General features: G+C 60.5%; 18 protein-coding genes. 16 read left to right on the top strand and 2 right to left on the bottom strand.

The window, feature by feature from the left end; all coding sequences use genetic code 11:
* Positions 1–394 precede the first annotated feature (394 nt).
* From ABIZ35_RS18620 to ABIZ35_RS18595, 6 genes are all read left to right on the top strand, one after another.
* Complete coding sequence (locus tag ABIZ35_RS18620) at positions 395–1,852, top strand: hypothetical protein (RefSeq protein WP_348221420.1); 1,458 nt, start codon at positions 395–397, stop codon at positions 1,850–1,852.
* Positions 1,853–2,143: 291 nt separating this feature from the next.
* Positions 2,144–2,374: a hypothetical protein gene (locus tag ABIZ35_RS18615; protein WP_348221419.1), complete on the top strand. Its 231-nt coding sequence runs from the start codon at positions 2,144–2,146 to the stop codon at positions 2,372–2,374.
* A 9-nt stretch (positions 2,375–2,383) separates the two neighbouring features.
* Entirely contained in the window at positions 2,384–3,139 is a 756-nt protein-coding gene (locus ABIZ35_RS18610) for an SGNH/GDSL hydrolase family protein (RefSeq protein WP_348221418.1), read from the top strand.
* Complete coding sequence (ilvA, locus tag ABIZ35_RS18605) at positions 3,136–4,398, top strand: threonine ammonia-lyase (protein ID WP_348221417.1); 1,263 nt, start codon at positions 3,136–3,138, stop codon at positions 4,396–4,398. The genes ABIZ35_RS18610 and ilvA overlap by 4 nt, the downstream gene beginning before the upstream one ends.
* A 28-nt stretch (positions 4,399–4,426) precedes the next feature.
* On the top strand, positions 4,427–5,413 hold the full coding sequence (locus tag ABIZ35_RS18600; protein WP_348221416.1) for a 2-hydroxyacid dehydrogenase: 987 nt from the start codon (positions 4,427–4,429) through the stop codon (positions 5,411–5,413).
* A gap of 34 nt (positions 5,414–5,447) precedes the next feature.
* Positions 5,448–8,468 (top strand): proline dehydrogenase family protein, encoded by a 3,021-nt coding sequence (locus ABIZ35_RS18595; RefSeq protein ID WP_348221415.1) that lies wholly within the window; start codon positions 5,448–5,450, stop codon positions 8,466–8,468.
* A gap of 233 nt (positions 8,469–8,701) precedes the next feature.
* On the opposite strand, the gene ABIZ35_RS18590 is transcribed toward ABIZ35_RS18595, so the two are convergent.
* Both ABIZ35_RS18590 and ABIZ35_RS18585 read right to left on the bottom strand, forming a co-directional pair.
* Positions 8,702–11,176 carry a transglutaminase domain-containing protein gene (locus tag ABIZ35_RS18590; RefSeq protein ID WP_348221414.1) on the bottom strand — a complete coding sequence of 825 codons (2,475 nt, stop codon included), beginning with the start codon at positions 11,174–11,176 and terminating at the stop codon, positions 8,702–8,704.
* A gap of 241 nt (positions 11,177–11,417) precedes the next feature.
* Positions 11,418–14,234 carry a GH92 family glycosyl hydrolase gene (locus tag ABIZ35_RS18585; protein ID WP_348221413.1) on the bottom strand — a complete coding sequence of 939 codons (2,817 nt, stop codon included), beginning with the start codon at positions 14,232–14,234 and terminating at the stop codon, positions 11,418–11,420.
* Positions 14,235–14,486: 252 nt separating this feature from the next.
* On the opposite strand from ABIZ35_RS18585, the gene ABIZ35_RS18580 reads away from it, so the two are divergent.
* The 10 genes from ABIZ35_RS18580 to ABIZ35_RS18535 all read left to right on the top strand — a co-directional run bounded on the left by ABIZ35_RS18580 (position 14,487) and on the right by ABIZ35_RS18535 (position 26,675).
* On the top strand, positions 14,487–16,472 hold the full coding sequence (locus ABIZ35_RS18580; protein ID WP_348221412.1) for an ATP-binding protein: 1,986 nt from the start codon (positions 14,487–14,489) through the stop codon (positions 16,470–16,472).
* 216 nt (positions 16,473–16,688) lie between these two features.
* On the top strand, positions 16,689–17,369 hold the full coding sequence (locus tag ABIZ35_RS18575; RefSeq protein ID WP_348221411.1) for a hypothetical protein: 681 nt from the start codon (positions 16,689–16,691) through the stop codon (positions 17,367–17,369).
* A gap of 166 nt (positions 17,370–17,535) precedes the next feature.
* A complete protein-coding gene (locus ABIZ35_RS18570; protein WP_348221410.1) occupies positions 17,536–18,459 on the top strand; it encodes a Pvc16 family protein in 924 nt (307 codons plus the stop codon).
* A gap of 263 nt (positions 18,460–18,722) precedes the next feature.
* Positions 18,723–20,600, top strand: a complete 1,878-nt coding sequence (locus ABIZ35_RS18565) for a phage tail sheath subtilisin-like domain-containing protein (protein WP_348221409.1) — start codon at positions 18,723–18,725, stop codon at positions 20,598–20,600.
* Positions 20,601–20,639: 39 nt separating this feature from the next.
* On the top strand, positions 20,640–21,074 hold the full coding sequence (locus tag ABIZ35_RS18560; RefSeq protein WP_348221408.1) for a phage tail protein: 435 nt from the start codon (positions 20,640–20,642) through the stop codon (positions 21,072–21,074).
* A 34-nt stretch (positions 21,075–21,108) separates the two neighbouring features.
* Positions 21,109–21,450 (top strand): hypothetical protein, encoded by a 342-nt coding sequence (locus ABIZ35_RS18555; protein WP_348221407.1) that lies wholly within the window; start codon positions 21,109–21,111, stop codon positions 21,448–21,450.
* On the top strand, positions 21,447–21,608 hold the full coding sequence (locus tag ABIZ35_RS18550) for a DUF6760 family protein (protein ID WP_348221427.1): 162 nt from the start codon (positions 21,447–21,449) through the stop codon (positions 21,606–21,608). Before ABIZ35_RS18555 ends, ABIZ35_RS18550 begins: the two co-directional genes overlap by 4 nt.
* 288 nt (positions 21,609–21,896) lie before the next feature.
* On the top strand, positions 21,897–24,341 hold the full coding sequence (locus ABIZ35_RS18545) for a DUF4157 domain-containing protein (protein ID WP_348221406.1): 2,445 nt from the start codon (positions 21,897–21,899) through the stop codon (positions 24,339–24,341).
* A 4-nt stretch (positions 24,342–24,345) separates the two neighbouring features.
* Positions 24,346–24,837, top strand: a complete 492-nt coding sequence (locus ABIZ35_RS18540; RefSeq protein WP_348221405.1) for a phage tail protein — start codon at positions 24,346–24,348, stop codon at positions 24,835–24,837.
* Positions 24,838–24,845: 8 nt separating this feature from the next.
* Positions 24,846–26,675, top strand: a complete 1,830-nt coding sequence (locus ABIZ35_RS18535) for a hypothetical protein (RefSeq protein WP_348221404.1) — start codon at positions 24,846–24,848, stop codon at positions 26,673–26,675.
* The last annotated feature ends 114 nt before the right edge of the window (positions 26,676–26,789 follow it).

Below are 26,789 nucleotides of genomic sequence, written 5' to 3'. Positions count from 1 at the left end.
AGTAAGCCATAAAGCCACGGGCCAAATCAGTAAATAAACTTTACCGTTTAGGCATTCACTTCGGCGATCGGAACTTCAATTTTGGCCATGTATTACCCTCAACGCTCCCACTCCCTAATTCACGTTATCATGTGGACAAATAATAAACATCCCACATGTGTGTTCCGGCTGTAGTATTTCAGAGTTGTCTCTGAATCGAAAGTGGAATGATATGCTGAACCGGCCAAACTCAGTTCCTGTGATCGCAATGATTGTCATCGTCGCTTTCGCGAACTCACTTGTGCGAATCCCGCCTACCTTCGCTGAGCCTCCGACAGCGCCCTTCGTTCATTTGTCTCCTGGGGAATCAGGGCAATTCCAAAACGCACTGGATGCGCTGGCGAAACAAGCACATGTGGCGTTTGTCGCGGAGGGCGCCCCACTGGCGCCCAAGCTTACCGGCGCCGCCATCCCCGACCTAAAGACGGAGGCGCCTCTCGACGAGGTCGTTTCTAAGATCGCCGGCGCCTATGATTACAATTCGCAGCGCCGTGGCGATGTCTTTGTCCTCACGAAGCGTTATACGAAGAGCCAGGATCTGCCGTGCGTCACGCTGAAGGAGTGCCGACAGGCGGCCGATACCTTGTCCACGATCCTGAACACGTTCAGTCCCAAACTCGCCACTTCTGTCTATGCCAGTAGACCTAACGGGGAACGGGATGTCGTCTACAGTTTTTTTCAATCACTCTCTCCAGCACAGTTGGAGGCGGTGCAAAATAAGAAGTTATCCTACGGAAGCTTATCCCCCACGCAGCAGGCCCTCATTCAGAAATTCTTCCTTTTCCAATACGTTCAGATGCCTTCTTTGAAGGTGCAGGATGCGATTTCTCATTTACATTACGCCCACAAGTCCACAGTCACGGCCAAAGATAAGCAGGGTTACTCCGGACTCTTCATGGAGGTTCCCAACCTGATTGGCGGTTCCTCTCTCGTGCTGCTTCCATTGACGGAAAGTCAGACGCCGCTGAACCAAAAACAGCCCAGCATGCTTCGAGATATACCGACGACCGCCGATCCCAACCCTTCGAAAGCGACAACTCTGGGGAGTATCGTCGCCGATCTCAAGCCGGTGAAGGAAAAAGCGCCGGGGGTAGACGAAGTGCTGGAGGATAAGCCTGTCACGGTCGCAGGAATTGATAATGTGGACTCGATGTCAATCTTGGACGCCTTGTCTGTACTCTACAGGCTTGACCTGCTGCAAGCAACCACCTGGGAGAAGGCTCGGTTAAAGCCGCATCACATCAACGCCCCACGCAGCCTGAAGGAAATGGACACGGCAATATGGGCCGCCATTCCCGTCTCCTATCTGCGCGCCCTGCATATGGATGGTGATGCGCCGAGTCCTGACAAGTCAAGCGTAAACGCCGCTAAACCGACGGATGACGGACAGCCAAACTCAGATGCTGTCGCGACTCCGGATATCCAGGCTTTGATGCACGCACAGGAACTACCAACGCAAATAAAACAAGCGGCAAACAATTACCTGCTGTTAGCGATTCAGCCGCAGCTCAAAAACGAGGGATTGGCGGCGCGTATTCCGGTCTCGACCCTTGATAACAGTGCTCAGGCGGCGTTAGGGCTTTCTTTGATGACGGACCTCATCCGAACACTGCAATTGGGTTTCAGTGGATTTCCGCATCAAAATGTCCTCAACTGTTTGGATAATATGGATGAGACGATCATCTACTCCACTCCTGGTGAGGAGGCGCGGATCAACAATCAAAACATCCCATCCATTTATTTGGAAGGAACGGATCCGACCACTAAAGAACACGTAGGGCTGGGCGGTGTCCGTTATTTTGGCCACCACTGATTCGTCTAAAGTGGGCCCGTTTGTTAAGACAACAGAGGGTTTTTTAAAATTATTACGCCCGGCATTTTGCCGGGCTTTTTTTATATCTCCCATACATACGTCTCTGACCTAGATTCAGGCTTAAGCGGCAACTGTAAAGATGCTGTGATGTCTTTGAGAGAACTTGCAGGCAATGGTCAAAGTTCTTTGACCGTTTCTTGAAGTCCCCCCAGTACAATGTAAGCGAACAAGAACGATCTTTGTCGCCATTGCCGCCGACGCCGTTTTTTCCATCGGTATAAGGAATGCGTCATGACCGGCCCTAATCAACCTCGCCCTTTTGTCGTCATCGAATTGCCTCGGCTGGACCGATCTGGTGGAGCGCCTCAGTATGACGAGACCCCGCAGCTGCGCCAGAGCAAGCGCGGCGCGCCTTCCAAACTGCGCCGGCGGGACGTCGCTGAGACGAACGCGGCGGAAGCGGCGCCGTCTCGTGTTCGCCTCCTGCCGGGAATGTCGCCGACGCGGCGTTCCCAGCGGTAAACTGTTTCCATGATGAAAATAAATGCGATTGTCGCAATGGCGATGCTGTCGGCGGCGAGTTTCGTTTGTGCAAGTGGGTGGGCGTCGGCTCAGTCCACGTCCCAGATTGTGTGTCACGGCGCGAGTATTTCGTCAGGCCAGAATGCTTCCAAGGGGCAGTATACGGCCACCGGGACGACGTACGAGGCCACACTTGCTGCGAAGCTTGGCGATGGCTGGAAGGTGACGAACGTGGGGCATCCGGGCTGGACGATCGATCAGCTCGACAAGGCCGCGCCGGGCGAGGTCGATTCGCTTTACGATCCAAAGCTTTCCGAGAACGTGCTGATTATTCTGGCGGGCACCAATAACCTGAACGGCTACCATCAAAGTGCGGAAACGACATTCGCGAAGATGGAAGCGTACTGCAAGGCGCGGAAGGCCGCGCATCCCTGGAAGATTTTAGTGGTCACCCTGCCAATGTCGGGAAAAATGGATGAGGGCTTCAAGCCGGATCTGGACGCGGCGTTTGTTCGGTACGCCGGTCTGGTCCGAAGGAACTGGCGGCAGTTCGCCGACGGTGTGGTCGATATTCAGGCCGATCCACGCTTTGGAGCACCGGGCGCCGAGTTTGACAGCCGCTATTTCCATCCGCGAGATCATACGCATTTGACGGACGCCGGCTACGAAATCGTCGGACGGACCGCGGCGAAGGCCGTCACAAAGCTTGTCAGCCGGCCGCTTGCGCCGAGTAAGAATTCGCAAGTGAAAGATAGCAAACGATGAACGAGGCGCCCGCGAAGACCGTGGTCTTTGAAGATATTATTGAAGCGCGCGCGCGGATCGCGGGCGCCGTGTATTACTCGCCATGCCCACACTCCGTCCCACTTTCAGAAGTGACGGGCGCCGATATCTACTGTAAACTCGATTATTTGCAGCGGACCGGCAGCTTCAAAGAACGCGGTGCGCGCAATGCCCTGATGCAGCTCACCCCGGAGCAGCGCGTGCTGGGCGTGGTGGCCGCGTCGGCGGGCAATCATGCCCTTGGCCTCGCCTACCATGGACAGCTGCTCGGGATCACGGTCAATGTCGTGATGCCGAAGTTCGCGCCGCTGGTCAAAGTCAGCACGTGCCGCCGGCTGGGCGCGAACGTAATTTTATTTGGCGACGACTTCACCCAGGCGCGGGACAAGGCGATGGAGATGTCGCGGACCGAGGGCAAAACCTATGTCCCTGGGTTCGATGACGCCGCAATCGTCGCCGGTCAGGGAACGATGGGTCTGGAGATTTTGGAGCAAGTCCCGGACGTTGACGCTATCGTCGTTCCCATCGGCGGGGCCGGGCTGATCGCCGGGATCGCGCTGGCAGTCAAGACCCTTCGGCCGGAAGTGCGGATCATCGGGGTGGAGCCGGTCAACTCCCCCTCGTTCGCCGCTGCGATGGCGGCGGGCCATACCGTCGCGGTCCCTTCCAAGGCGACGGTAGCCGACGGCCTGGCGGTCCCGGAGCTGGGCGCCCTGCCGTTCGAGATCGCGCGCCATCTCGTGGATGAAGTCGTGAGCGTGACCGAAGATGAGCTGGCGCTGGCGATCCTGCGCCTCGCGGAGCTGGAAAAGGCCGTTGTGGAGGGCGCGGGATCGGCGCCGCTCGCGGCGTGTCTCGCTCAGAAAATCCCGTGGATCCTTGGGAAAAAAGTGGTGCTGACGCTGTGCGGCGGCAATATCGATCCCAGCGTGCTCTGCCGTGTGATCGAAAAGGGACTTGTCGCGGACGGACGCTTATGCCGGTTTACAGCCTCGATCAGCGATAAGCCGGGCGGGCTGTCCGAATTTACGGCCTTGGTGGCGTCCTCGGGCGCCAGCGTCAAGGAGATCACGCACGAGCGCGCTTTTGCAGGCGGCGACGTGTCGGCGGTGCAGGTGCTGTGTGTTGTGGAGACACAGGACCGGGAGCACATTCGCAGACTGTACAATCTGCTGCGCGAAAAAGGCGTCGTGTTCTACCAGCCCCGGCTGGAGCAGGACTCATCCACATGCGGCGAATAATGGGGCGCCGGGCGTCAGAAAGAATACGATGAATATCCTATTTTGCTCCGACGGTTTCAGTACCGGACGCCGCGCGCTGAGCGATGCGCTTCCGGGACACAACGTGCTGAGCTGCCGCGCGAGCGAGATTAAAGAATCGCTGGTGGATGTGGATGTACTTGTTCCCGGCGTCTCGATCATCGACCGAGAGGTAATGGAGGCGGGCCGGTTCGGGATGATCCATCAGTTTGGGCGCGGACTGGACGGCGTTGATATTCCGGCCGCCACGGAGAACGGGGTCTGGGTCGCGAACGTTCCCGCCGGCGAGTTCGGCAACGCCGACAGCGTCGCCGAGCACGCCGTGATGTTCATGCTCGCCCTGTCCCGAAGGCTGCCCGAGATGAAGGGCGCTTTAAATGCGCGACTCGTTTCCGAACCGTCGGGCCGCTCGCTGCTGAAAAAGACGGTTTGCATCATCGGCCTGGGCGCGATCGGCGTGGAGACCGCGCGCCGTCTGAAGTCGTTTCAGATGCGTGTGCTCGCCATTCGCCGCCAGCCGGAGCTGGGCGCCCCCGAGGACGCCGGCGTGGAAAGCGTGCACGGCATGGAAGATTTGCCGGCAATTCTGGAACAATCAGATTATGTGATCCTCTGCACGCCGTACCGTCCGGAGCTGCGCTGCCTGATCAATCGAGATACGCTATCGCACTTCAAGCCGGGTTCGTATTTGATCAATGTCGGTCGCGGAGGGCTGGTGGACGACGAGGCGCTTGCGGAAGCCCTGAACAGTGGTCATCTGGCCGGGGCCGGTCTCGACGTATTCTGGGAAGAACCCGTCGATCCGAACCATCCGCTGCTTCAGTGCAACGTGATCGCTACGCCGCATGTCGCCGGCATCACGGACACCGCGTGCGCGGCGCTCGCGACCGCGCTCGCCGAAAATATCCGCCGCTATGAACTTGGCGAGGCGCCGCAAAACGCCGCCAACGCCCCGATTTCGCCTCGGGGGCCGCTGCGCCCGCTGGCGCTGCTGTAAACTTGAGGAACGATTGGAACATGAGGAGACCGTTTTGTTAGACCAAGCCCCTGTCAAGCCGCGAGCTTCTTTGCCCAGCTCCGTCGATCCCTCTCTGGAGCGCCGGACTCTGGAGCTCGGGAAAAAACTATTGATCGACCTCCAGCGCCAGGAGCGCGGCGGCGGTCTTCAGGATAAGCTCTACGGCGCCATGATGGGGATCGCCATGGGCGGGGGCGACGTCACCAAAACGGAGATGTTCCGGTTCGTGGATGTCCTCCCAGCGCTGAAAACCCCGGAAGCTATCGCAACCCATCTCAGTGAGTATCTATTAAAACCCACCGTCACCTTGCCCGCCGGCGCGTCCTCGGCCCTGAGATTTGGGGGACGCTCCCCATTCACGCGCCGCGTGATGTCGTCCGCCGTGCAGATGGGCACGCGCATGATGGCTCGCCGCTTTATCGCCGGCGCCGACGCCCACGAAGCGATCGGCGTGGTCGAGCGGCTGCGCCGCCAGAACCTCGCCTTCACGATGGACCTGCTCGGCGAAGCCGTCACCAGTGAAGCCGAGTCGGTGGCGTATCAGCAGAAATATCTCACGCTGCTCAGCGACCTGGCGAAGCTCACGGCCCGCTGGCCCGCTCGTCCCATTTTGGAAGCCGCGCCGTTCGGCGGCGTCCCGCGCGTCAACATCTCAGTCAAGCTCTCCGCGCTCTACGCCCGTTTCGACCCGATGGCGGCGGCGGCGACCGCCGAGGCGGTGAAGGAGCGCCTGCGCCCGATCCTCACGCTCGCCCGCAAGACCGGCGCCTTCGTCAATGTCGATATGGAGCAGAACGACTTTCGGGGTATCACGCAGCGCATCTTCCAGGAAGTTCTCTGTGAGGACGAGTATCGTGACTGGTCGGATGTGGGGATCGTGATCCAGGCGTATCTGGTGCGTTCCGAGGACGATCTGGTGGCCCTGCGCGACTGGGCGATCCAGCGCGGCGCGCCCGTCTGGGTGCGTCTGGTGAAGGGCGCTTACTGGGACTACGAAACGATCGTGGCCGCCCAGCGCGGCCACAGCGTCCCTGTTTACAGGAACAAGCCGGAGACCGACGCCAACTACGAGCGCTGCGCGGCCTTCTTGATTGAAAACTGGCGCCATCTGCGTCCCGCGATCGCCTCGCACAATGTCCGGTCGGCGTCCCATGCGCTGGCGCTGGCCGAAGCCGTGAAAGCGCCCAAGGGCGCGATTGAGTTCCAGGTTCTGTACGGCATGGGCGAGCCGCTCGGCCGCTCTCTCGTCGCTCAGGGGCAGCGTGTTCGAGTCTATGTTCCCTTCGGCGAACTCCTGCCGGGCATGGCGTATCTTGTCCGCCGCCTGCTGGAGAATACCTCCAACGACTCGTTCGTGAAGAAACTGTCCGACAATGTGGATGTCGCCGCGCTGCTGGCTCCGCCGGAATCGTTCCTGAAGACCGCGCCCCCGGTGCTGAAATTGTCCGGCGCGGCCCCAGCATTCGTCAACGATCCCGAGACGGACTTCGCCGTTCCCAGCAGTCAGGAGAAGATGTTCGAGGCTCTGGAATCCGTGAAGCGTGATCTGGGCTTCACCGTCCCGGTCGTTATTGAAGGCAAGCGCGAGCAGTCGTCGGAGATCGCCGACCGCCTGGACCCGTCCGATTCAAGCCGCGTCGCCTCCCGGATGACCTGCGCGACCCTGGACCAGACCGAGCGCGCCCTGGCCGCCGCCGCTTCGGCATTCCCCGCCTGGCGCGACACGCCGCCTTCCGAGCGCGCCGCCCTGCTGCGCCGCACGGCGGCCGAGCTGGAGCGCCGCCGCTTTGAAATCGCCGCCTGGCAGGTCTACGAAGTCGGTAAGCCCTGGCGCGAAGCCGATGCCGACATCGCCGAAGCGATCGACTTCTGCGTATACTACGCCGATGAGATGGAGCGCATGACAGAGCCGCGCCGCCGCGATATCCCCGGTGAGTGGAACCACTACATCTATGATGGGCGCGGCCCCGCCGTGATCATCGCCCCATGGAATTTCCCGCTGGCGATCCTCACCGGCATGGCCGTCGCCGCGATCGTCACCGGCAACCCCGTGATCCTGAAGCCCGCCGAGCAATCGGCTCGCGTCGGCTATTTCCTGATGGAGGCGCTCGAAGCCGCCGGCGCCCCGGCGGGCGTCGCGAGCTTCCTGCCCGGGATCGGCGAGACGATAGGCCCGGTCCTGGTCAGCGATCCGCGCATCGCCCTGATCGCCTTTACCGGTTCAAAAGACGTCGGCCTGTCCATCATCAAGGCGGCCGCCGAGACGCCGCCCGGACAGCGTGAGATCAAGCGCGTGATCGCCGAGCTCGGCGGCAAGAACGCGATTATTGTGGATGAAGACGCGGACCTGGACGAAGCCGTCCTCGGTGTCCTCGCCTCGACGACGGGCTTCTCCGGCCAGAAGTGCTCCGCCTGCTCGCGTGTGATCGTGGTCGGCTCCGCCTGGGAAGCATTTCAGTCTCGTCTTGCGGACGCCGTCAAGAGTATTCGGGTCGGTCCCGCCGAAGACCCGGCGACAACAATGGGGCCAGTCGTGGACGAATCCTCCCAAGTGCGTGTCCAAAAGTACATCGCCATTGGGAACAGCGAAGCCCGTCTCCTGGCCCAAGCTGACGTCCCTACCCATCTGGAAGGCAAGGGCAACTACGTCCCTGCCGCCGTCTTCTATGACTGCTCACCCGATGGCCGCCTCTGCCGCGAAGAGATCTTCGGCCCCGTCCTCGCTGTGATGCGCACCCCAACCCTGGACGAAGCTCTGAAGCTCGCCGGCGATTCGCCCTACGCCCTCTCCGGCGGCTTCTACTCGCGCTCCCCAGCGAACATCGAGCGCATCCGCCGCGAGTTCCGTGTCGGCAACCTTTACATCAACCGCAAGATCACCGGCGCCCTCGTCGACCGCCAGCCCTTCGGCGGCGCCGCGATGTCCGGCGTTGGTTCGAAGGCAGGCGGCCCGGACTACTTGCTGCAATTTGTCGTGCCCCGGACGATTACCGAATCGGTGATGCGGCGCGGGTTTGCGCCGGCGACGGAGTAGAGCTGGCCTTACGGCTGCGGCGTGGAAAATTAGAATAGGCGGCGATTGAAGAAGCCGACGCGTAAAGATAGCCGGCGAATAAATTCGCGCCTAGAAGTGCACGATGTGTCCCTCCGGACACTCCAGAAACGTGGTCGATTACGTTCCGATCTGGAGTCCACGGAGGTGGACATCGTGCACTTTTAGACGCGAATTTATTCGCCGGCTATCTTGTTTGGATGTCTCTAAGGTTCCTACTTCACCCCCACCTCCGCCACAAACGCCAGATCCGGGTCGCCGCGCCGCGCCATCGTCGCGCACAGCGTCTTCAAGCTCGGCGCAATCTTCTTCACGGATTTCTTCCCATTCACCACAAACGTTACTGGTTTGTCAAACGACACCAAGCGGCTGTCCAGCAGTACACTGCCCGATACCACGTGCGCCGCATCGAGATCCCCTGCATTTATTTTTGTCGAATTCGCGGTCGCTGGAGAGACAATCTCGAATGCGCTAACGGTAATCTGGTTGTCTTTACACGTCGCGTCAATCTCTTTATTCTTACCAGGATCGTTGGCGTGCAGCCAGAAGAAGTCGCGGATAACGTCGTCGGTCATCAGCCAGGTCAGCTTGCGCGGGGCGGTGTTCCGAACGGCGTAGGCCATGTCGGCGATCTTGTCGCGGTCGGGCAGGCCGCTATGCTCGACGCCTTCCATGATCTGAACGCCGACGGGGAATGCGTCATGCTCATTTCCGCGCACGGCGTTAACATCATCGATAAACTTATGCGTTCGGTCCAGGCGTCCATAGGCGTTGTCGAGGCCGGCGGCCATGACGGTGAAGACGGTGTTGCGCAGGGTTTGCGGAACAGTCTCGCCGTCGGTGACGGCGCCTGCCGAGGCGTGAATCGCGGCGAACAGGTCCGGCTCCTTGGGACCGATCGCGTAAGCGCCGTAGCCGCCGTGTGAGTAGCCCATGATGTAGACTTTGTTCGGGTCCACATCACCGAAAAGCAAGAACTGCTGACGGAGGTTGGCGACCAGGGGATAGACGTAGTTGTCGTAGAAGCCGTTCCAGGTGTCGTTGGGCGCGCGCAGGGCGAGCAGGAGGTAGCCGCCCGCCGCTTCGGGATGATCCTTGTAGTGGGTTTTCATGATCTCCCACTGGCTGTCGTTCATCTCCTTGGGGCCGCTGCCGCCGCCGTGCATGGCGATATAGAGGCCCCATCCGTTCGCAGGCTTTGTTCCGACTTCGCGCATGGTGTACGGGCTGAGATACTCACCGAATGTCGCCTGGTTTGCGTCGTAGTCGTGCTTCATGGTCGCATGAATCGGCGCGGCTTTATAAGCGTCCCAAGTGAGCGCACGCACGGCCGGCTCGTTGTCTTTCAGCGCGGCGTCCAGCGCTTTGGGGAACTCCCAGGCGGCCTGCTTGTCCGCCGGCGCGGCGAAGTAATCGGCGAGCGCCGCCTTGAGCTGAGCCGTCACGGCGGCGTTTAGCGGCTTGACGGCGGGCGTCGCCTCCAGCCGGATCTCAGACTTCTCTTCGGGCTCGTCGCTGGTCACAAATGGGTGATAGGTCGTCTTTCCTGCGAAAGCGACAGCGATCTCATAGGAGTGCTTACGCGGGACATCAAACGTGAGATAGTTGTTGCGGTCGGCGGTCTCGCCCAGGCTCTTGCCGGTCCAGACGGCGGCGCCGTTCGTGATATCGCGCATCGTGACATCGGCAACGGCGCGCCTGCCTTTGGGGTCCAGCACCGAGAGGATCACGCGCGTCTTGTCTGCGGCGACGGGAACCGTGGGCGTCGCCGCCGCGTAGCGCGACGTGACGTTCACGGCCTGTACCCATTTGATCTCCCGTCCCCATACCAACGGGAAGGGCAAGCCTGTCTTCTGGAAGCTGCTCGCGTAGATCGCGTGTTCCGGCGAAGTCGCCGTCGCCTGCGCGGCGTCGCCGACAAACCAGCCGTGGTCCAATCCCTTTTCATCCGGCTCCGCCGCGCCGGTGAAGCGCCACTTAGCCCCATCCCAAACTTCTACCCAGGTGTGGTTGCCGCGATTGTTCGCCCACAACGGCGTTCCCACCACACGCGCCGGCACGCCGACCGCGCGGCAGGCGTCCACGAGCAGAATCGACAATCCCGAGCACGTCGCCTTGCCGCTCGCCATCGTTTCCGTCGGCGCCTGATCGGGCCGGTTACGCTCCGTCGAGTATTTCACCTTTACCAGCGGGAATAGTTTCTGATTGATCATCTGCGCCGCGTCGCCCGGCGTTTTGGCGCTTACGACTAGCGGCGCGGACAGACCGATCAGACGCTTCCGAGAACCGTCACGCGCCTCATTGAGACTGGCGTAAGGCAGCACATCGTTCAAAAAAACTTGCTTGGGGATCTGAGCCTTCCAGGGCGACGCATTCCAAGCATGGTACGCCAGCGCGACATTCTCCAGCAGAAACTTCGCCGACAGCGTTTGCAGATCCGTCTGCGGCATATTCGCGATCAGAAACTGCATCCCCTCCCGCTGCGCGGCTGGCGTCTGGTTCAGCGCCGCCACCAATTCCGTCTTATTTTTCCCCGCATGCGCGAGCGACTGGGTTACGGCAGGCGACCACCAGGACGCGTGCGCGGCGGCGCGTTTCGGAGCGGCGGCGTGCGCGGGGGCGATGACGGCGCCGGCGAGTAAGAGCGCGGCGGCAGGTATATAGGATGGCTTTTTGCGTGGAGATTTCATGGCAGGGTTATCCTCCGTCATGAAGAGCCGGCGGTTGAAACCGCGCCTGCAAGAGCGCGAAAGTCCCCCTGCGGGGACTACATTATCCTTGACGATACTGTCTACAATACGCGCGTTGTTCAGACAATATCGTTCTTGATGATGTAACCCACGCAGGTGGGTTTCGGCGCTCTTGCAGGCGCGGTTTCAACCGCCGGCCTCTTCGAGTTTACTGATCAAATTCGCGTTTTGCTTTGCGAGTTTACTTCTCTTCCAGTATCTCGATCCCATTGATCTTGGCGTTCTGATCCGGGCTGCCCGCCGAGGCTGAGATCCGAACTCGGATCTTGCCGTCAGCGTCCGGAGCGATCCCCGTGAATTCCTTGACCAGCGCTTTGTTGCCGCCGACTTCCTTGAAGATGTCCAGGTTTGTCAGCACGGCCTGATCGTTGATGTGGATGTCTTCCACACGCTCGCCGGCGCCGCTGTCGAAGATCTCCGAGAAGTGCAGGCGAACGGTGTACTTACGGTCCTTGGGGACGACGTAGGTGTAGGTGAAGTCCTGTGCGTAGCGCTCGGCTTGATAGATACCCGCCGGACCGGCGTTCGGCGCGCTGGTGTCGATCTGGGCGTTGTTATCGGCGTTGGTCGAACCTTCGGTCATGTTCGGGTCGGACACGAAATTGCCGATGGCGTCATCGCTGCCGGCGGCGACACGGATCGGCAGGGTCAGCGCCGCAAGACTTGTGGTCGCGGGCGCGGGCAGGGGGGCGTAGGCGAAGCCCGCCGGCATGCCCGACGGGGGGCGAGCCGCCGCCGCCGTTCCCCATTTTGTGTTGGGATTCGGACCCATTGTCAGGCGCAGCGTTCCGCCGGCGGCGAGTTCATCCTGCGTGATGTACGTCTTCGCCAGGGGCTTGCCGTTCAGGGTCGCTGATTGGATGTAGACGTTGGTCGGTGAGTTCTTGTCGGCGATCACCGTGAACTTATGCCCCTTGTAATGCGCGTTGTCGAGCTGCAGGGTCGCCTTGCTGACCATGGGGCTGCCGATAACGTAGACGCCGCCGACCGGGTTGGCGGGATAGAAGCCCATGGCGCTGAAGACATACCAGGCGGACATCTGGCCGCAGTCGTTGTTGCCGCACTGGCCTTCGGGTGTGTCGTTGTAGAGCGTGGTCATGATGTCGCGGACGCGCGCCTGGGTCTTCCAGGGCTCGCCGGCGTAGTTGTACATGTACGCGACATGGTGGACCGGTTCGTTGCCATGCGCATATTGCCCAATGAGGCCGGTGATGTCTGGGATATTGGCCAGCACGTCGGACTTTTCATTGAACAGGGTGTCCAGCTTCTGCACGAACGGCGCGTCGCCGCCCATGATGCTGATGTGGCCGGGGATATCCTGCATCGTCGTCCACGAGTACTGCCAGGCGTTCGCCTCGGTGTAGTCGGCCCACACAAGCTGCTTGGGATTGAATGGGCGCCGCCAGGAGCCGTCGGCCTTGCGTCCGCGCATAAAGCCTGTGCTGCTCTCGAAGACGTTGCGGTAGTTCGCCGCGCGCTTCAGGAACAGCTGCTCGTCTTCTTTGTGGCCGAGCGCGCCGGCCATTTGCGCGATGCACCAGTCGTCGTAGGCGTATTCCAATGTTCGGGAAACCGACTGCTTCTGGCCGCCGCCCGCCGAAAGCACGTAGCCGTACTGCTTGTACTCGTCCAGGCCGTTGCGATCGCGCATCGCGGTGTCGCGCAGCGCCTGGTAGACCGCTTCGGCGTCGTAGCCGCGCAGACCCTTCAAATAAGCGTCCACGATTACGGGCGCCGAGTGGTAGCCGATCATCGTGCCGGTCTCGTTTTCCCAGAGCGGCCAGATCGGGATCGACTTGCGGCCCCACTGCTGGTACTCCGCGAGCAGGCTTTGCACGATGTCCGGCACGCGGTCCGGCTGCAAAATGGTCAGCAGCGGGTTCTGCGCCCGGAAGGTGTCCCACAGCGACAGCGTCGTGTAGTTCTGGAACTTCGCGTCCGTGTGGACCTGATGATCCAGGCCGCGATAGGAGAGGTCGGCGTCGTTATAATGGACCGGGGCCAGATACGATTCGTAAAGGTTCGTGTAGAAGGTGCTGCGGATATGCGGATCGGGCGTCTCGATCTGCACGGCGCCGAGCGCCTCGCTCCACTGCTTCTGCGCGGCGGCGCGGGTGACGTCGAAATCGAAGCCGGGGATTTCGGCGGCGAGGTTTTTACGTGCGCCCTCAACGCCGGTCGCGGAGATGCCGACCTTGACCAGAATCTGATCGTGGTTTGCAGTTCCGTAATCGACAAACGCCTTCACTTCCTTATCTTCCGCCGTGCTGGTTCCGGCGGCGAGGCGCTGACCGCCCTTTTCAATGCCGTACGAGTTGAATGGGCGGGAGAATTGCATCACGAAGTAGACGGCGCGGCGGCCGCCCCAGCCGCTGGAGATGCGCGAACCGCTGATGGTCGTGTTGTTCTCCACGTTGACCGATGTCGTAATCGGGCTGCTGCCGACTCCATGCGCCAGATCTAAAACGATGTGCGCATTTGTCGACTCGGGGAACGTGTACTGGTGCAGTCCGCAGTGGTCCGTCGCGGTCAGCTCCGCCGTGACCTGTGGATCTTTCAGGAAAACTTTGTAATAGCCGGGCTTCGCGATCTCCTGAGAGTGAGAAAAGCTCGACGAATAGCCGCTGCCGGGCGTCCCCGCGTCGAGGCGCACGGGGCCGACAGTCGGCATCAGCAGGATGTCGCCGAGGCCGCCAACGCCGGTTCCGGAAAGATGCGTGTGGCTGAAGCCTAAAATCGACGAATCCGAATAGTGGTATCCAGAGCTTCCGTCCCACCCCTGCAGCGGGGTGTCCGGGCTAAGCTGCACCATGCCGAAGGGGATGGTGGCGCCGGGATAGGTATGCCCATGCCCGGCGGTCCCGACCAGCGTGCTGACGCTGTCGATCGGCGAGGGTGCGGCGGTCGCGGCTCGCGAGGGCGATGCGGCGATGCAGAGCAGTGCGGCGAGAGTCAGTCCGGGCAGTCCGTGTTTACGGGCGAGGGGATGCATTTTCATGATTTTCCGTCTTTGAGACGGCGACTCCTTACGTCTTTTTCGAACGGCGCTACGGCGGCAGGGCGAAAAGCTTCGGAACGGGCGTCTGCATTGACGGCGGTTTTGAGAGACTGGCGGGAAAATGGCGGATGTCAGCGGCGGCGCCTCCTCGCAATCCTAACTCCCGTAGCATACCCTAGTACGCTCAAAGCACCGTCAAAAGTTCACAGGAAATAAAAAGCACTACTGTTGATTTTTCAGGCGATAGTAGATGTGAAGACGCCAACCTGCGGCAAAAAGCCGTCAACGACCGGGAGTAAAAATATGGATGATCGCCTTTTAACGGAAATTGAACGACAGCGCAAGTATTTAAACCGCTTGCCATCGGATTTTACATATCCGCTCTTTAATGCAAAGCAAGCGATCCAGTCGCAACGAGCGAGTGGGTATCGAGATACTGCCTCCGCTGGCCGCGAGATCGTGGACAACGCCATTGAGGCTGGAGCACATCAAATACATATTGTCTTGGATACGGAAAAAGAAGGCAACTTGAAGGGGTCAGTAAGGGCAGTTGCCTTCATCGATGATGGCCCAGGGATGCTACCCCAAATGGCGCGTTATGCAATGAGTTGGGGAGGAGGAAGTCATTTTGACGATCCTTCTTTCATTGGCCGATTTGGATTCGGACTGCCTAATGCTTCCATCAACCAGACCAAAACAACGGCGGTTTACACGCGAACGGATGGGCAAAATGGCTTTACGAAAGTATGGCTGAATATAGATGATTATAATGAATACGGCATGCAGACAATCCATGAGCCTGAAGAGGATGTTGAATTGCCGAAATTTGTACAATCGTATCTTAGCCGTAATCATATTACGCTTAATCACGGGACGGTCGTTGTTTGGGATAAACCGGATCGACTTTCATTTCGCAAAGTAGCAAGCCTTAAAGAGCATCTCATTAATGACTTTGGCGTGACCTATCGCTATTTATTAGCGACGGATAAAAGAGATCGACTAAATGACTTTGAATTGATAATTGAGGGAACGAGGGTCTCGCCTGTCGACCCACTGTTCTTACTTCCGGAAGGACGTTACTATCTTCCAGAAGAAGATGGGGGAGCCCATCTTGCTTACGAACATTCCATACCAGTGAAATACGTTCGTAATCATGAAAGCGGCGAGCGTCATTTGAGAAGAGTGGAAGAGCTCAGTGAGATAGACAGAAGTGACGATGAAGCCATCGCCTTTGGAATAATTCTAGTTAAAGTATCTCGTTTCCCACATAACTTTATCCAAGGTAGGAATGTAAAAGATAAGGATATAACCGACGCAAACCGCCGCTTTGAGATTCGCAAAACGCGCCGTGGGATGTCGTTCGTACGTGCTGGACGAGAAATACAAACCTTTGACGCATTTCCTCGCAAATCGAAGGATGAAGGGGAAGGGCTTGGCTCTTGGCCAGCCTTGCTCGCCTACGCATATCATTGGGGAATACAAATTGACTTCCAACCTGAGCTTGATGATGTATTTGGTATTACCAATGATAAACAGAGCGTACGCCCAACAGAGGATTTCTGGAGGATCTTAGCCGAGGAAAACATTGACGATGTTCTGCGCGCTCAACAGAGCAAACTGCAAGATGAAGCAGATATGCGTCGTAGAATTCAACTCGATATTTCAACGATTTCATTGCGCCCCACGCGCGCCGAAGAAGCTGCCCGGGATGCGGATGCTGCCGAAGGGCGTCCTCCTCAAATCCCCCAATACGAGAGGGACACGGTGCGAGATCGGTTTGATGCTCGTGTTAGCAAAGAAGCTGAACGGACACAGAAGCCATTGGAAGAGGTGCGGCAAGCTTTACTAGCTGAAGCAAAACGGAAGCCGTATCAGATCGTTTATGAAGACTCTAAGCACGGCCCATTTTATGAGCCGGAGTGGGGAGATCCGGGACAAATTCATGTCAAGCTTAATCGTAGTCACCCTTTTTACGCAGAAATATACAGCAAAATAGTGAGCCTCAACGGCGGCGATGAAATTAAGGATGGTATTGATATTCTTTTGCTGACGCTTGCACGTGCGGAACTCACTTCTGAGGATAAAGACATGCGTGACTGGTATGAAGCGCAACGGGAAGATCGCTGGAGTCCATATCTGAAACGTGCGATCAAAAACTTGCAGCAACGGCGCCAACATGGGACGACTACCGAAGGACAAAACGAGTCTCTGGATGAGAATGGGGAAGTCGTTATCTAATATCACACAAAGCAAGCGGTTCCGATTGCCAGATTTGAAAATAATTTAAAAAAAAACTGCACCGCTTGCTTGGTTTTTGGGGATAGTATATATAGTGAGGACGGTGCAGATCCGGTCAAAGCGCCGGCAAGGACCCCTGTGTCACCTGCAACGGCTTCACTCGGTGTCAATTTTGATGCCCGGCAAATTGCCGTTGCTTGTGATACAGGAGAAATTATGTCTCGCACCGTCCGTATTTCCGCGTCCAGTTCGGACGCCGTTCTACTTGTTGCTTTCCTTGATGGCGACAATCTTGCCCGTGAACTCTTCGTCCAGCGTTTTCACGCAAAGTTCGTGAAGTTAATCGGGTCAACTTTGGCGTCGGATTTGGGAGCGCGTGGCCTGGCTGAAGACGCCGTCCAGCGTTTCTGGGTTTTGCTTCTGGCCAAATCCCCTTCTTATTTCACTTTAGGCGGAGCCGAAGTGACGACACATTTGCGCCGTCTTCTGTTGACCGCCGCTCGTGATGTCCGCGCTGACTACAAAGGCACGTTCGCGCCGCGTAAGACGAAGGTGCCGATAACTCTCAATGGAAATACCGTTTCACCGGCTCAAGCCATGGAGGCCGCCTCAACGGAAAAGTCGTGGCGACCAGATTTATCCCTCGAAGGGATTGTTCCCGAACTCATTCCTGACGAAAAAGACGAAATCAAACGTTTTTTATCGAAAGCTGATGCGGAATTGCGTCTCCAAAACATCGCTTTGACTGCTAAACGTCCCATCCCGCAGGTGCTAAACCTCGTATACTACGATGGAATGCAACTCACGGAGGCCACCCGCGTTTATCATATACATCACGCAACGTTCCGGCGTCGCATGCAAAGCTACAATCTGCGCACTGGCGCGACGGCGTTCTGACTGTTGTAACTTGGGGGCAGATATTTGTATATCTGCCCCCAAGTTGTGTCTGAAGCGGTGTCATTAAGAGAAGATACTTAACCCTCGCCGGCAGGAAATCGCGGTGCCGAAGGCGTAACATGCAGCGAAGATTGGCCGCGCAATCCGCATTCCTCAGGAGGCGTCGATGATTCAAGATGTGGACGAAACGCTGAGCCGGCTTCTCGCGGGGGAGCTGGTGAAGATCCCCGGATGTCCGGTGCGCAGCGCCGAGCAGATTACCTTTGACTCACCCCAGGTAGCGGAGGCGACGCTCGATGGGGAAGCGCACGTCAACTTATTCCTGCGTGACGTGCGTGAGAACATGGAGCGGCGTGAAGAGGGGTTCTACCGGGTCACCCAGCGCGCGGACAAGTCCGTCGGCGTGCGCCGTCCGCCGGTGCATTTCGATCTGTCCTATCTCATCACGGTTTACGCCGGCGACGATCCTCTCGCCGAGCACCGCCTGCTTTCCAATGTCCTGGGGGTGCTTCTGCGCTGTTCGCCCGTTCCCGAGCAGTGGCTGGCGGGCACGCTCACCGGCAAAGGACCCAATACGCTTCCGACAGAAGTCGCCCTGCCCGAACACGCCGTGGGAGTAGACCTGCCCGGAATGTGGCAGGCGCTGGGAGGGAAGATGCGCGCCGCCCTTTCGCTCCTCGTGACCTATCCCTTCGATCCCTTCGAAACCAAGTGGACGATTGCCGTCCGCGAGGCCGTGCTGGGAATGGGGCAGGGAACAATGTCGGAAGGCCCCGCGCAGCCGCGCGATCTTTCCGAAATCCGCGTCAGCGCGGCGGGGGTTGTGCTGCGGCAGGACACGGAAACACCAATTTCCGGGGTTGAGATCCGAATAGATGGGTATCCTCAAGCCATTGAGACTGACGGCAACGGTTTTTTCTGGGTTTCGAATCTCACTCCCGGCGTGCACAATCTCCATTTCACAAAATATGGTTATCGTCCGCACGAAGCGGATGTCGTCAGTCCTCCCGGCGGCTCCCCCTTTCAGCTAGAGCCGGCCGTCATCGCCATGCGCGCCATTGATGATTCCTCTCAGAGTGCGCCGGCGTGAGTTCATTCTCAGCGTCATTTTCCTTACCTGGTAATTTTACGGAGGAATATTAGTGTTCGCTAACGAACTACGCGCCATTCAGGAAGCCACGGCCTGGAGCATTATGTATCTGCTCCCAATTTGTTAGCCCGCTTCGTAAGACGCCGCCGATCACAAAAGTTCGCACTTTCATTCGAACCATAACATCCGATTTCAGAGTACTTGTCTGAGTTCTACTTCGCTAGCGACGCGCCGTATCCATTTCGAGAAAGGGAGCACCGCCCATGCCAGAGTATCTTGCGCCAGGAGTCTTCGTTGAGGAAATCGACAGCGGCAGCAAGCCGATTGAGGGCGTCGGGATCAACACCGCCGCGTTCATCGGTTACGCCAAGAGCGGCGACTACAACAAGCCCACCTTCATCACCAACTGGTCTCAGTTTTCCCAAATCTTCGGCGAAGAAGAAAACGCCCTCACCACCGCGCTCGTCAAAGAATTAAAGACGACCGTGGCGGATGTCCGGGCCGCCAAAAAGGCGTCTCGCAAAAGCTGGATGGAGTACGCCAATCAGGCGATCATCCAGGGAATTACTGCCAAAAAGACGACGGTGACGTCGTGGCAGGACTTCCTGCGCGCCTATCAGATCCCCCAGGGGAGCCTCCCGTATCGTGATGGCGCTTATCTCGCCCATGCCGTGCGCGGCTACTATGACAACGGCGGCGGACGCGCCTATATCATCCGCGTCGCGCATCCCGACGATATCGCGGCCTTGTCATACAAGCTGGACGGCGTCGGCGCCGCTCCGGCTGAAACCAAGATCGGCGCCGCCAAGCCCGCGCAGGTCACGGTCGGCCCCTATCTTCTCACGGCTTCCAAGCCCGGCGCCGCCGGCAACGACATCAAGGTCGAAGTCGAGCATGTCGGTGACGGCAATGAGTTCAAGATCAAGATCAGCCAGGGCGATCTGACCGAGCTGTTCCCCGAAAGCGGCAAGCCGCTCACCCCGGACACTGCGGCGCAGGCGCTCGGCAAGTCCAAGCTCGTCAAGGTCGAAGTCGCGCCCAAGGTCGCGCTGGAGCGCCCCGAGCCGAAGCTGTTCGTGATGGCGGAAGGCATTGATCCAGCGAACCTCCCCGTCGCCTCCACGACCACGGCGCTCGCGGCGTCGGGCTCCCCCTTCACCAATGGCCTCGCCAACCTCAAGGCCGACGACTTCATCGGCGATGAGGCGCAGCGTACGGGTATCGGCGGCCTCATGCCGCTGGAAGGCGTCAACTTCGTCGCCATTCCCGACTTGATGGCCGGCCTGTTCCAGCGCGTCGAAACGCCGGGCGGTGTCGGACAGGAAGTGACGGTCTTCGACGAAGCCAAGAAGCAAAGCATTCTGGACGCCCAGTGCGCATTGGTCGCTCACTGCGAGCGCGTCGGCTATCGCATGGCCATTCTGGATCCGATCCCCGGTCTGACCCCGTTGGAGATGAACTCCACGACGATGGGCACGGCGTATAACTGCGACCATGGCCAGGGCGCGATCTACTATCCATGGATCAAGATCTCCGACCCGGTGCGCCGAGGCCAGCAGATGTTCTGCCCGCCGTCGGGACACATCGCAGGCGTTTGGGCGCGCGTCGGCGTCGAGCGCGGCGTTCACAAGGCGCCGGCCAATGAAGCGCTGATGGGCGCGGTTGGCCTGGAAGTCGAAGTCACCAAGGGCGAGCAAGAGCTACTGAATCCGAACGGGATCAACTGCATCCGGGCGTTCTCCGGCCGGGGCATTCGAGTTTGGGGCGCGCGCACCCTCGCGACTGTCGGTAACCCTTCCTGGAAGTATGTCAACGTCCGCCGCCTCTTCAACTACCTGGAAGAGTCCATGGAGCGCAGCATGCAGTGGGTCGTCTTCGAGCCCAACGACCAGGATCTCTGGGGCCGCGTCCGCCGCAACATCTCCGCCTTCCTCTTTACCGAGTGGAAAGAAGGCAAGCTGTTCGGGTCCGTGCCGCAGGAAGCATTCTATGTGAAGTGCGACTCGGAAACTAACCCGCAGGAGATGATCGATCTGGGGCGGCTTTACGTCGAGATCGGCGTCAACCCGGTCAAACCCGCCGAGTTCGTGATTATTCGCATGGGTCAGTGGTCCGACGGCGGCAGCTTGGCCGAAGTTTAAAACGTCCATTGGACCCTCTCATGAAAGGAACGATTTCATATGGCCGAAGCAATCGGCGCACTGCGCTGGTATCTGGAAATTGACGGATTGACGGAAGGCATCTTCCGCGAAGTGACCGGTCTCGATTCCGAGACCGAAGTGATCGAGCATCGGGTGACCGGCAAGGGCGGGAATCTGATCGTCCAGAAGATCCCCGGCGCGCTCAAATGGTCCAATATCGTGATGAAACGCGGCGTCACCGACGACCGCAAGCTGCACGATTGGCGACACCAAATTGAGCTGGGGAAGATCGAAACCAATCGCAAGAACGGGACGATCACCTGCTACAAGCCCGACATGACCCCGATTGCGAAGTACACCTTCGTCCGCGCGTGGCCATGCAAGTGGGTGGGCCCGTCGCTGGACGCCACCAAGAACGAACTGGCGATCGAAGAGCTGACCCTGGCCCACGAAGGACTGGAGCGCCAGTCTTAAAACACAGCGTTTCTGTGTAAGACCTGAATAACCTATGAGCACGAAGACAGCGGGACTACAGACCGAGTTCGAATTCACCCTGCCGCGCGGCTATGTCGGCCCCGACGGCGTGCTGCACCGCAAGGGCCGGATGCGATTGGCGACCGCGATGGACGAGATCGCGCCCCTGCGCGATCCGCGCGTCAAGGCCAACCAGGCGTACCTGGTGATTATCCTTCTGGCGCGCGTCATCACGCAGCTCGGCACGGTCGAGGTGATCGAGACCGGGGTGATCGAGAACTTGTTCTCGGCGGACCTGACCTACCTGCAGAATCTCTACCGGCGCATCAACGAGCTGGAGCCGGACGAGGAGGCGACGGACGACTCGGGGGAATAGTCCGCTACCCCTTAGAGGCGCTGTATGAGGAGGTAGCGTATGTCGCCTATCACTTCCACTGGCCGCTCGGCGATATCCTCGGCCTCGAGCACGCCGAGCGCCATAAGTGGGTGGCGGAGATCAGCAAAATCAACCAGCGGCTGACGGGCGGGGATTAGAGGACGTGAACGTCGCCACAAGGGGATTTCCGGCCCCAGCCCCCAATCCTGGGGAGCAGATCATATCGCCGAAGGCGTGATGTGTCAGATGGCCGTTTGTCGAAATCGCGACGCGTCAGATGGCCAGCGAATGAATTCGCGGCTAAAAGTACAGTCACCCGCCTGCGCGGGTTCAGACCAAGCGCCGCAGGCGCATATTAACGTGCCGTTGGCTCCGAAGTCCACGCAGGTGGACGGCTGTACTTTTAGCCGCGAATTCATTCGCCAGGCTCTTACGGGAGCAGTGCGGTGAACATCGGACAGACATCGATATTCCAGCCGCAGCGCCTCGCCGTGAACACGGCGGGGCGGGGCGCGGCCGCGCTGGCGGCGCGGCTGACGAGCCGTCCGGGCGCGTCAATCCTGCCAACGCGTCCGCCGATCGGGCGGGCGGCGCTTGGTTCGCTGGGCCTGTCGCGCTTTTTGATGCGCGCCTTTTTGACGCGTGTCGGCGGGCGTCCGCTGCGGTTCCTGCGACGTCCGGCGATGGTCTTCTACCGAAGGCGCTTTGCGGCGGCGTTTGAGGATTCGCCCGAGACCATGGGGCTGGCGCGAAGGGCGTCCTCGGCCCGCTCCGCTCTCAGCGTCGCCGCCGTGGTCCAGCGCCAGACGGTCTTTAAGACCCAGACGGTCACGCCGGCCAGTCAGACGGAGCGATCCGTCGGCATTGGCGTGAAGCGTACTCCGGAACGTATCGCTGCTTCAAAAGCGGCGTCGGCTACTCGCGATGCTGGAGCAGCGGCCTCGCATCTCGCCGCGCGGAAGCCGGCGTCGGGCGGCAAAGCCGAACGGCGATCGGGCGGTATATTCAGCGCTGCGTTTACGAACGGCGGTGCGGGCGTCGCCGTTAGCGCCGCATTACCGAACAGCAGCGCGGGCGGCCTGTTCAGTATCTCGTCCACGAACAGCAGCACAGCTCTGGCGCGGTCGATAGAAGCCCGGCGGCGCTCGCAGGACGTGCGGCGCTTGCTGATGTCGCGTGGCGCAGCGTCTCTGGCATCGGCTGAAAGAAGCCCCACGCTTCGCGGCATGGCGGCTCAGCGGTCGGCTGGACAGAAGGCGCGCGTGGCGTCGTTTGAATCTCGGCTTGAAATTCGAAGAGCGTTCGTTGCGGCGACGCAGGCGCGTTTTCTGAAGAGTTCTCAACTGGATCGTGATCTGGGGGCGTCGGGTGGCCTGCTATCTTTGCAGCGCAATGCCGATGAGCGATACGCTCTTTTGGTGACGGCCCGCGCGATTTCTGCGGCGAGTGTTTTACGGCGCCAGCGCGCTTTAAATACGCCTTTTGCTTTGCCCATCGGCCGCGAGCGGGAGCGTTCGTTTGGGAGTGTGGCTGCCGCCTCGCGCATTGCTCGAAGCAGAGCGGTGTTCTCGGCGGCGTCTGGAGTGAGAGCTGCATTAGGCGTACAAATTGCGGGAGCCGTGCAGCGGGCTCGCTTGATGCGAGCGATGCAGATATCGGCGCTGTCTGGCCGTATTTCCAGAGCGTTCCTGGAGCGGAGCCTCGCTAGCGCGGGTCGGATGATGCAGATGCTGTCCAGTGCTCCGAGTGAAGTCATCCGATGGCGTCAGGGGCTAGGGGCGACAAGCTCCGTGGCTGGAAAGCGTTTGGCCCTGGGGGCAGCTTCGGGTTTGCGTCGCCGCCCGTCAAATGTCGATCGGAAGATGGATTCGGAATCGTCTCGCCCGTGGTCGACAATGTCTGTCTCGGAAATTGCTTCTCGGAGGGAGGCGAGCCGAGGGCAAGCGGCCTGGGAGCGCGGCAGGCGTTCCGGTCATCCCGTCGCGGTTGCGGCGAGATCGGCTTGGCGGCCGAGCCGCCGACGAGAAAGTTTCGCGAACGCCGCCACAAGCCTGCGTTCACGCAATCGATTTCTGACCAATGTGGAATGGCGCTCGGCAGACGGAGCATGGTCGCCGCTTGGGAGCATGTCTCCGTATCGTGTCCCGGTTGAGTTGGAAGCGCTGCAAGGCGCCCGACTGAACGTCGATTTGGGATTGGCGCGAAAGTCGGAGACCAGTTCTGCGCGCCGAACAGACATCGACAATGAGCCCGAGGCCTTGCGTGCGAATTTAAAGCGGCGCGGCGGCGGGGGCGTGACGCTGGACTCGGGGCTTCGGTCCCGGCTAGGACGGTTTGTGGGCTTCGACCCCGGCGCGGCGCGGCTGCATTTGGGAAGCGTGGCGGCGGAGGCGGCGCGGCGATTGCGGGCGGAAGCGTTCACCATCGGGCATGATGTATTTTTTGCCGAGGGACGCTACGATCCGGCCTCCGCCAAAGGTCTGAGCCTGATCGCGCACGAATTGACGCATGTGCGGCAGCAGACGGCGGCCTTGGCGCCGCAAGTCCGATACTGGACGCCGCAGGGCGGTGACGCGATGGAGCGGGAGGCGCAGCGGTCGGCGGCGGCGGTTCAGGCGGAGGCCGCCGAGGCGCCGCCGACTTCACGCGGACTGCCGATCCAGCGGGAGCCGCCGCCGCCGAAACCGTCGATGGAGTTCGCGCTTCCCGCGCCTGCCCCCGTGGCGGGAATGCCGGAGCCATCGCAGACGGCGACGGAGGAGCGCGGCGCGAAGCCGACGCCGAATGTGCAGCAGCCTGACGCCCGCGCGGTCGCGGACCGCGTTTACGATTTGATGCGACAGGAAGTGATTTTAGGCCGTATGCGCGGCCTGCAGAGCGCGAGGAGATAGTAAGATGGCTCGTCCCGCAGTAATGTCATCCGCAGCTGGCGGTTCCGGCGGCGCGCCCGCCGAGAAGACGCGCGCCTCGGACTGCCATCTTGGTCTGCGCTTCTGGGTGCAGCTGGGGCAGGTCGAGATCGCGGGCTTTCGCGAATGCACCGGGTTTAGCGCGCAGACCGAGGTGTTCGAGTACGCCGAGGGCGGCCTGAACACCTATATGCACAAGCTGCCGGTGCGCGTGAAGTACAGCAACATCGTGCTGAAGCGCGGGCTGGACGAAGGCCAGGATCTGTACCGCTGGTATATGAAGGCAATCAACGGCCAGATCAAGCGCCAGAACATCTCCATTATCGTGTACGGCCCCACCGGCACGGAAGTCCGGCGCTGGGATCTGCAAAAAGCATATCCGTGCAAGTGGACGGGACCTGATTTGAAGACGGACGCCGGCGCGGTCGCCGTGGAATCCGTCGAGATCGCATTTGAAGGCATCGTGCCTTCCCAATAGAATTACTCATGGCGCAAGCGGCTCCTCTACAACCAGGACGAGGGCAGACGACGATCCTCCGATTCCTCGGCGATCTGCGACGCCTCCGCGCGCCCGGCGCGTCCAAGCGCGCCGCAAACGCGCCCGCCCCCGGACGAGTCGGCCGCTCCGTGGAGCGTCTGGCCCGGCGTATCCAAACCGGCGCGTCGCAGACCCGGACGCCCGCAGGTTCCGTCAGCACGGCGGCGGGAAATCAAACGCCGATGCGCATCTTTCAGCCTCAAGCGCTGGCGCCCTTTGCATCTCCCGCAGCATCGCCGCCCGACTCAGTGACGAACGAGGCCAATCCCGTTTTGCCCTCCACGTCTGACACAGAGATTTGGAAAGCCGTGTCCGCCTCCAATCTTTCACCCGCAGCCGTTCCAAGTTATCTGTTGGCTGCGCCCACGCCGTCTGCCGCAGCGCAAACCTCGCCGCGCGGATCGCTCGCCGACCACGTACAAATGCGCCGTGAAATCGATATTTCCACCGTCGTCCCTTTCTCTCATCGACAAACAGAGAGTGGGGCGGCGCAGAGGGTGATCGCGGAGCAGGACGCCGCCCCGGTTGATCTGAATTTGACCCTTTCCCGCGCCCCGATCCCGACTGTTTCCTGGCTCGGCGTCGCCGCGCCGGCGCCGCCGATCGCCGAATCCAGCGCCTCGCCCCGCGCCGGTATGCCTCCCGCGTCCACGCCGTCGATGCCGCCCCTGGCGCCGCGCTTCTCCTCCATGCCCGCCGACGCCATGGCGCGATCCAGGGCGCCATCGCCCCTGCCGACTGCCGAGATCATGCGTCAGCCGCTTCCCGAAGCGCCGCCCGCCGTGACCCCGCCGCCCGTGCGCGAAGAACGCGCCGGCGCGATCCCAGTAAGCGAGGGAGCATTCGTCGCCGATTTTGACGCTCGTTCAATTTCCAGGGTCGTGGAGCAGCCATTAGCCGCGCCAAGATCCGAAAAGAGCAACCTGAGTAACGCCGCTGAAGAAAAGCCGGACAAGCCCATCTCGGAAGAGAGAGGCTCTTTGACGCCGCCGGCGATGACCCTGGCGGCATCTCCGCCCGCCCCAGCGGCCAGTCGTGCGGTTCCCGATGTGATTGCGCCGCCCGTCGAGCCATCCATTCCATACACGCCGGAGCCGGCCGCACCAACCTCAGAAGCGATTTCGTTCGATGCTCCCATCCTGCGTGATATTCGCATCGTGGACCATGTGATGCGTACGCTGCCGCGTCTGTCGCAGGGCGCGCCCATCGGGTCGCTTTCGCGCAGCCCATTTGTCCCCGCAGCGCTGTCCATGCTTGGAAACGTCGAACGTCGATCACACCCGGGCGAATTGGCGCCCGCCTTGCATAGTCCTCCGGTATATCGCCAGGATTTCACCCATTCCGCGCCTGAAGCCGTCATGCCGGCCGCGCCCGCCCCGGCGCGCTTGACGAGCGCACCGGCCAGAAGCGCCGCTGCCCTCGCCTCACCGTCATACGACGGCTTTGTGACGGAGCGGCCGACTCTGCGCGCCCGCGCGGTCATGCCGGCCGCGCGCGGGGCAATGGATACCCGTGTGGCTCCCGAGATGCCGCTGCCGCCCCGAGACCGGACCGCCGCCGCAGCGAGCGCGGGAACTCTGATCCAGCGCTCGGATGAAGGAAGCGATCCGGCGGGGGAGGGTGGCTCCGCACCCAGCCCCGCCGCGCCCCAGGAAACCGTGGCGCACACGGCGGAGCCGGGAAGCGGCGGCGCCAACGAGGTCAATTTGCTGGCGAACGAAGTGTGGTCGCTGCTGCGGCGACGGCTGGCGTATGAGGCGGAGCGGATGGGGCGTTAAACGCTCTACCCACCCCGGCCTTCGGCCACCCCTCCCGGGTTCCACCCACCCCGGCGCTTCGCGCCACCCCTCCCGCAACGGGAAGGGTTTGGAAGAACTGTTCTGACGCAAGCC

Origin of the sequence: Capsulimonas sp., from assembly GCF_039929585.1 — a bacterium.
In the GTDB taxonomy this organism is placed as follows: Bacteria; Armatimonadota; Armatimonadia; order Armatimonadales; family Capsulimonadaceae; genus Capsulimonas.
This window is presented reverse-complemented; position numbering and strand designations above follow the sequence as displayed.

Excerpts from the sequence above, each read along its gene's own strand:
- ABIZ35_RS18540 (WP_348221405.1), top strand. The coding sequence starts at position 24,346 with ATGGCTCGTCCCGCAGTAATGTCATCCGCAGCTGGCGGTTCCGGCGGC.
- ilvA (WP_348221417.1), top strand. The coding sequence starts at position 3,136 with ATGAACGAGGCGCCCGCGAAGACCGTGGTCTTTGAAGATATTATTGAA.
- ABIZ35_RS18560 (WP_348221408.1), top strand. The coding sequence starts at position 20,640 with ATGGCCGAAGCAATCGGCGCACTGCGCTGGTATCTGGAAATTGACGGA.
- ABIZ35_RS18615 (WP_348221419.1), top strand. The coding sequence starts at position 2,144 with ATGACCGGCCCTAATCAACCTCGCCCTTTTGTCGTCATCGAATTGCCT.
- ABIZ35_RS18600 (WP_348221416.1), top strand. The coding sequence starts at position 4,427 with ATGAATATCCTATTTTGCTCCGACGGTTTCAGTACCGGACGCCGCGCG.
- ABIZ35_RS18555 (WP_348221407.1), top strand. The coding sequence starts at position 21,109 with ATGAGCACGAAGACAGCGGGACTACAGACCGAGTTCGAATTCACCCTG.
- ABIZ35_RS18575 (WP_348221411.1), top strand. The coding sequence starts at position 16,689 with ATGTCTCGCACCGTCCGTATTTCCGCGTCCAGTTCGGACGCCGTTCTA.
- ABIZ35_RS18585 (WP_348221413.1), bottom strand. The coding sequence starts at position 14,234 with ATGAAAATGCATCCCCTCGCCCGTAAACACGGACTGCCCGGACTGACT.
- ABIZ35_RS18570 (WP_348221410.1), top strand. The coding sequence starts at position 17,536 with ATGATTCAAGATGTGGACGAAACGCTGAGCCGGCTTCTCGCGGGGGAG.
- ABIZ35_RS18610 (WP_348221418.1), top strand. The coding sequence starts at position 2,384 with ATGATGAAAATAAATGCGATTGTCGCAATGGCGATGCTGTCGGCGGCG.
- ABIZ35_RS18590 (WP_348221414.1), bottom strand. The coding sequence starts at position 11,176 with ATGAAATCTCCACGCAAAAAGCCATCCTATATACCTGCCGCCGCGCTC.
- ABIZ35_RS18535 (WP_348221404.1), top strand. The coding sequence starts at position 24,846 with ATGGCGCAAGCGGCTCCTCTACAACCAGGACGAGGGCAGACGACGATC.
- ABIZ35_RS18565 (WP_348221409.1), top strand. The coding sequence starts at position 18,723 with ATGCCAGAGTATCTTGCGCCAGGAGTCTTCGTTGAGGAAATCGACAGC.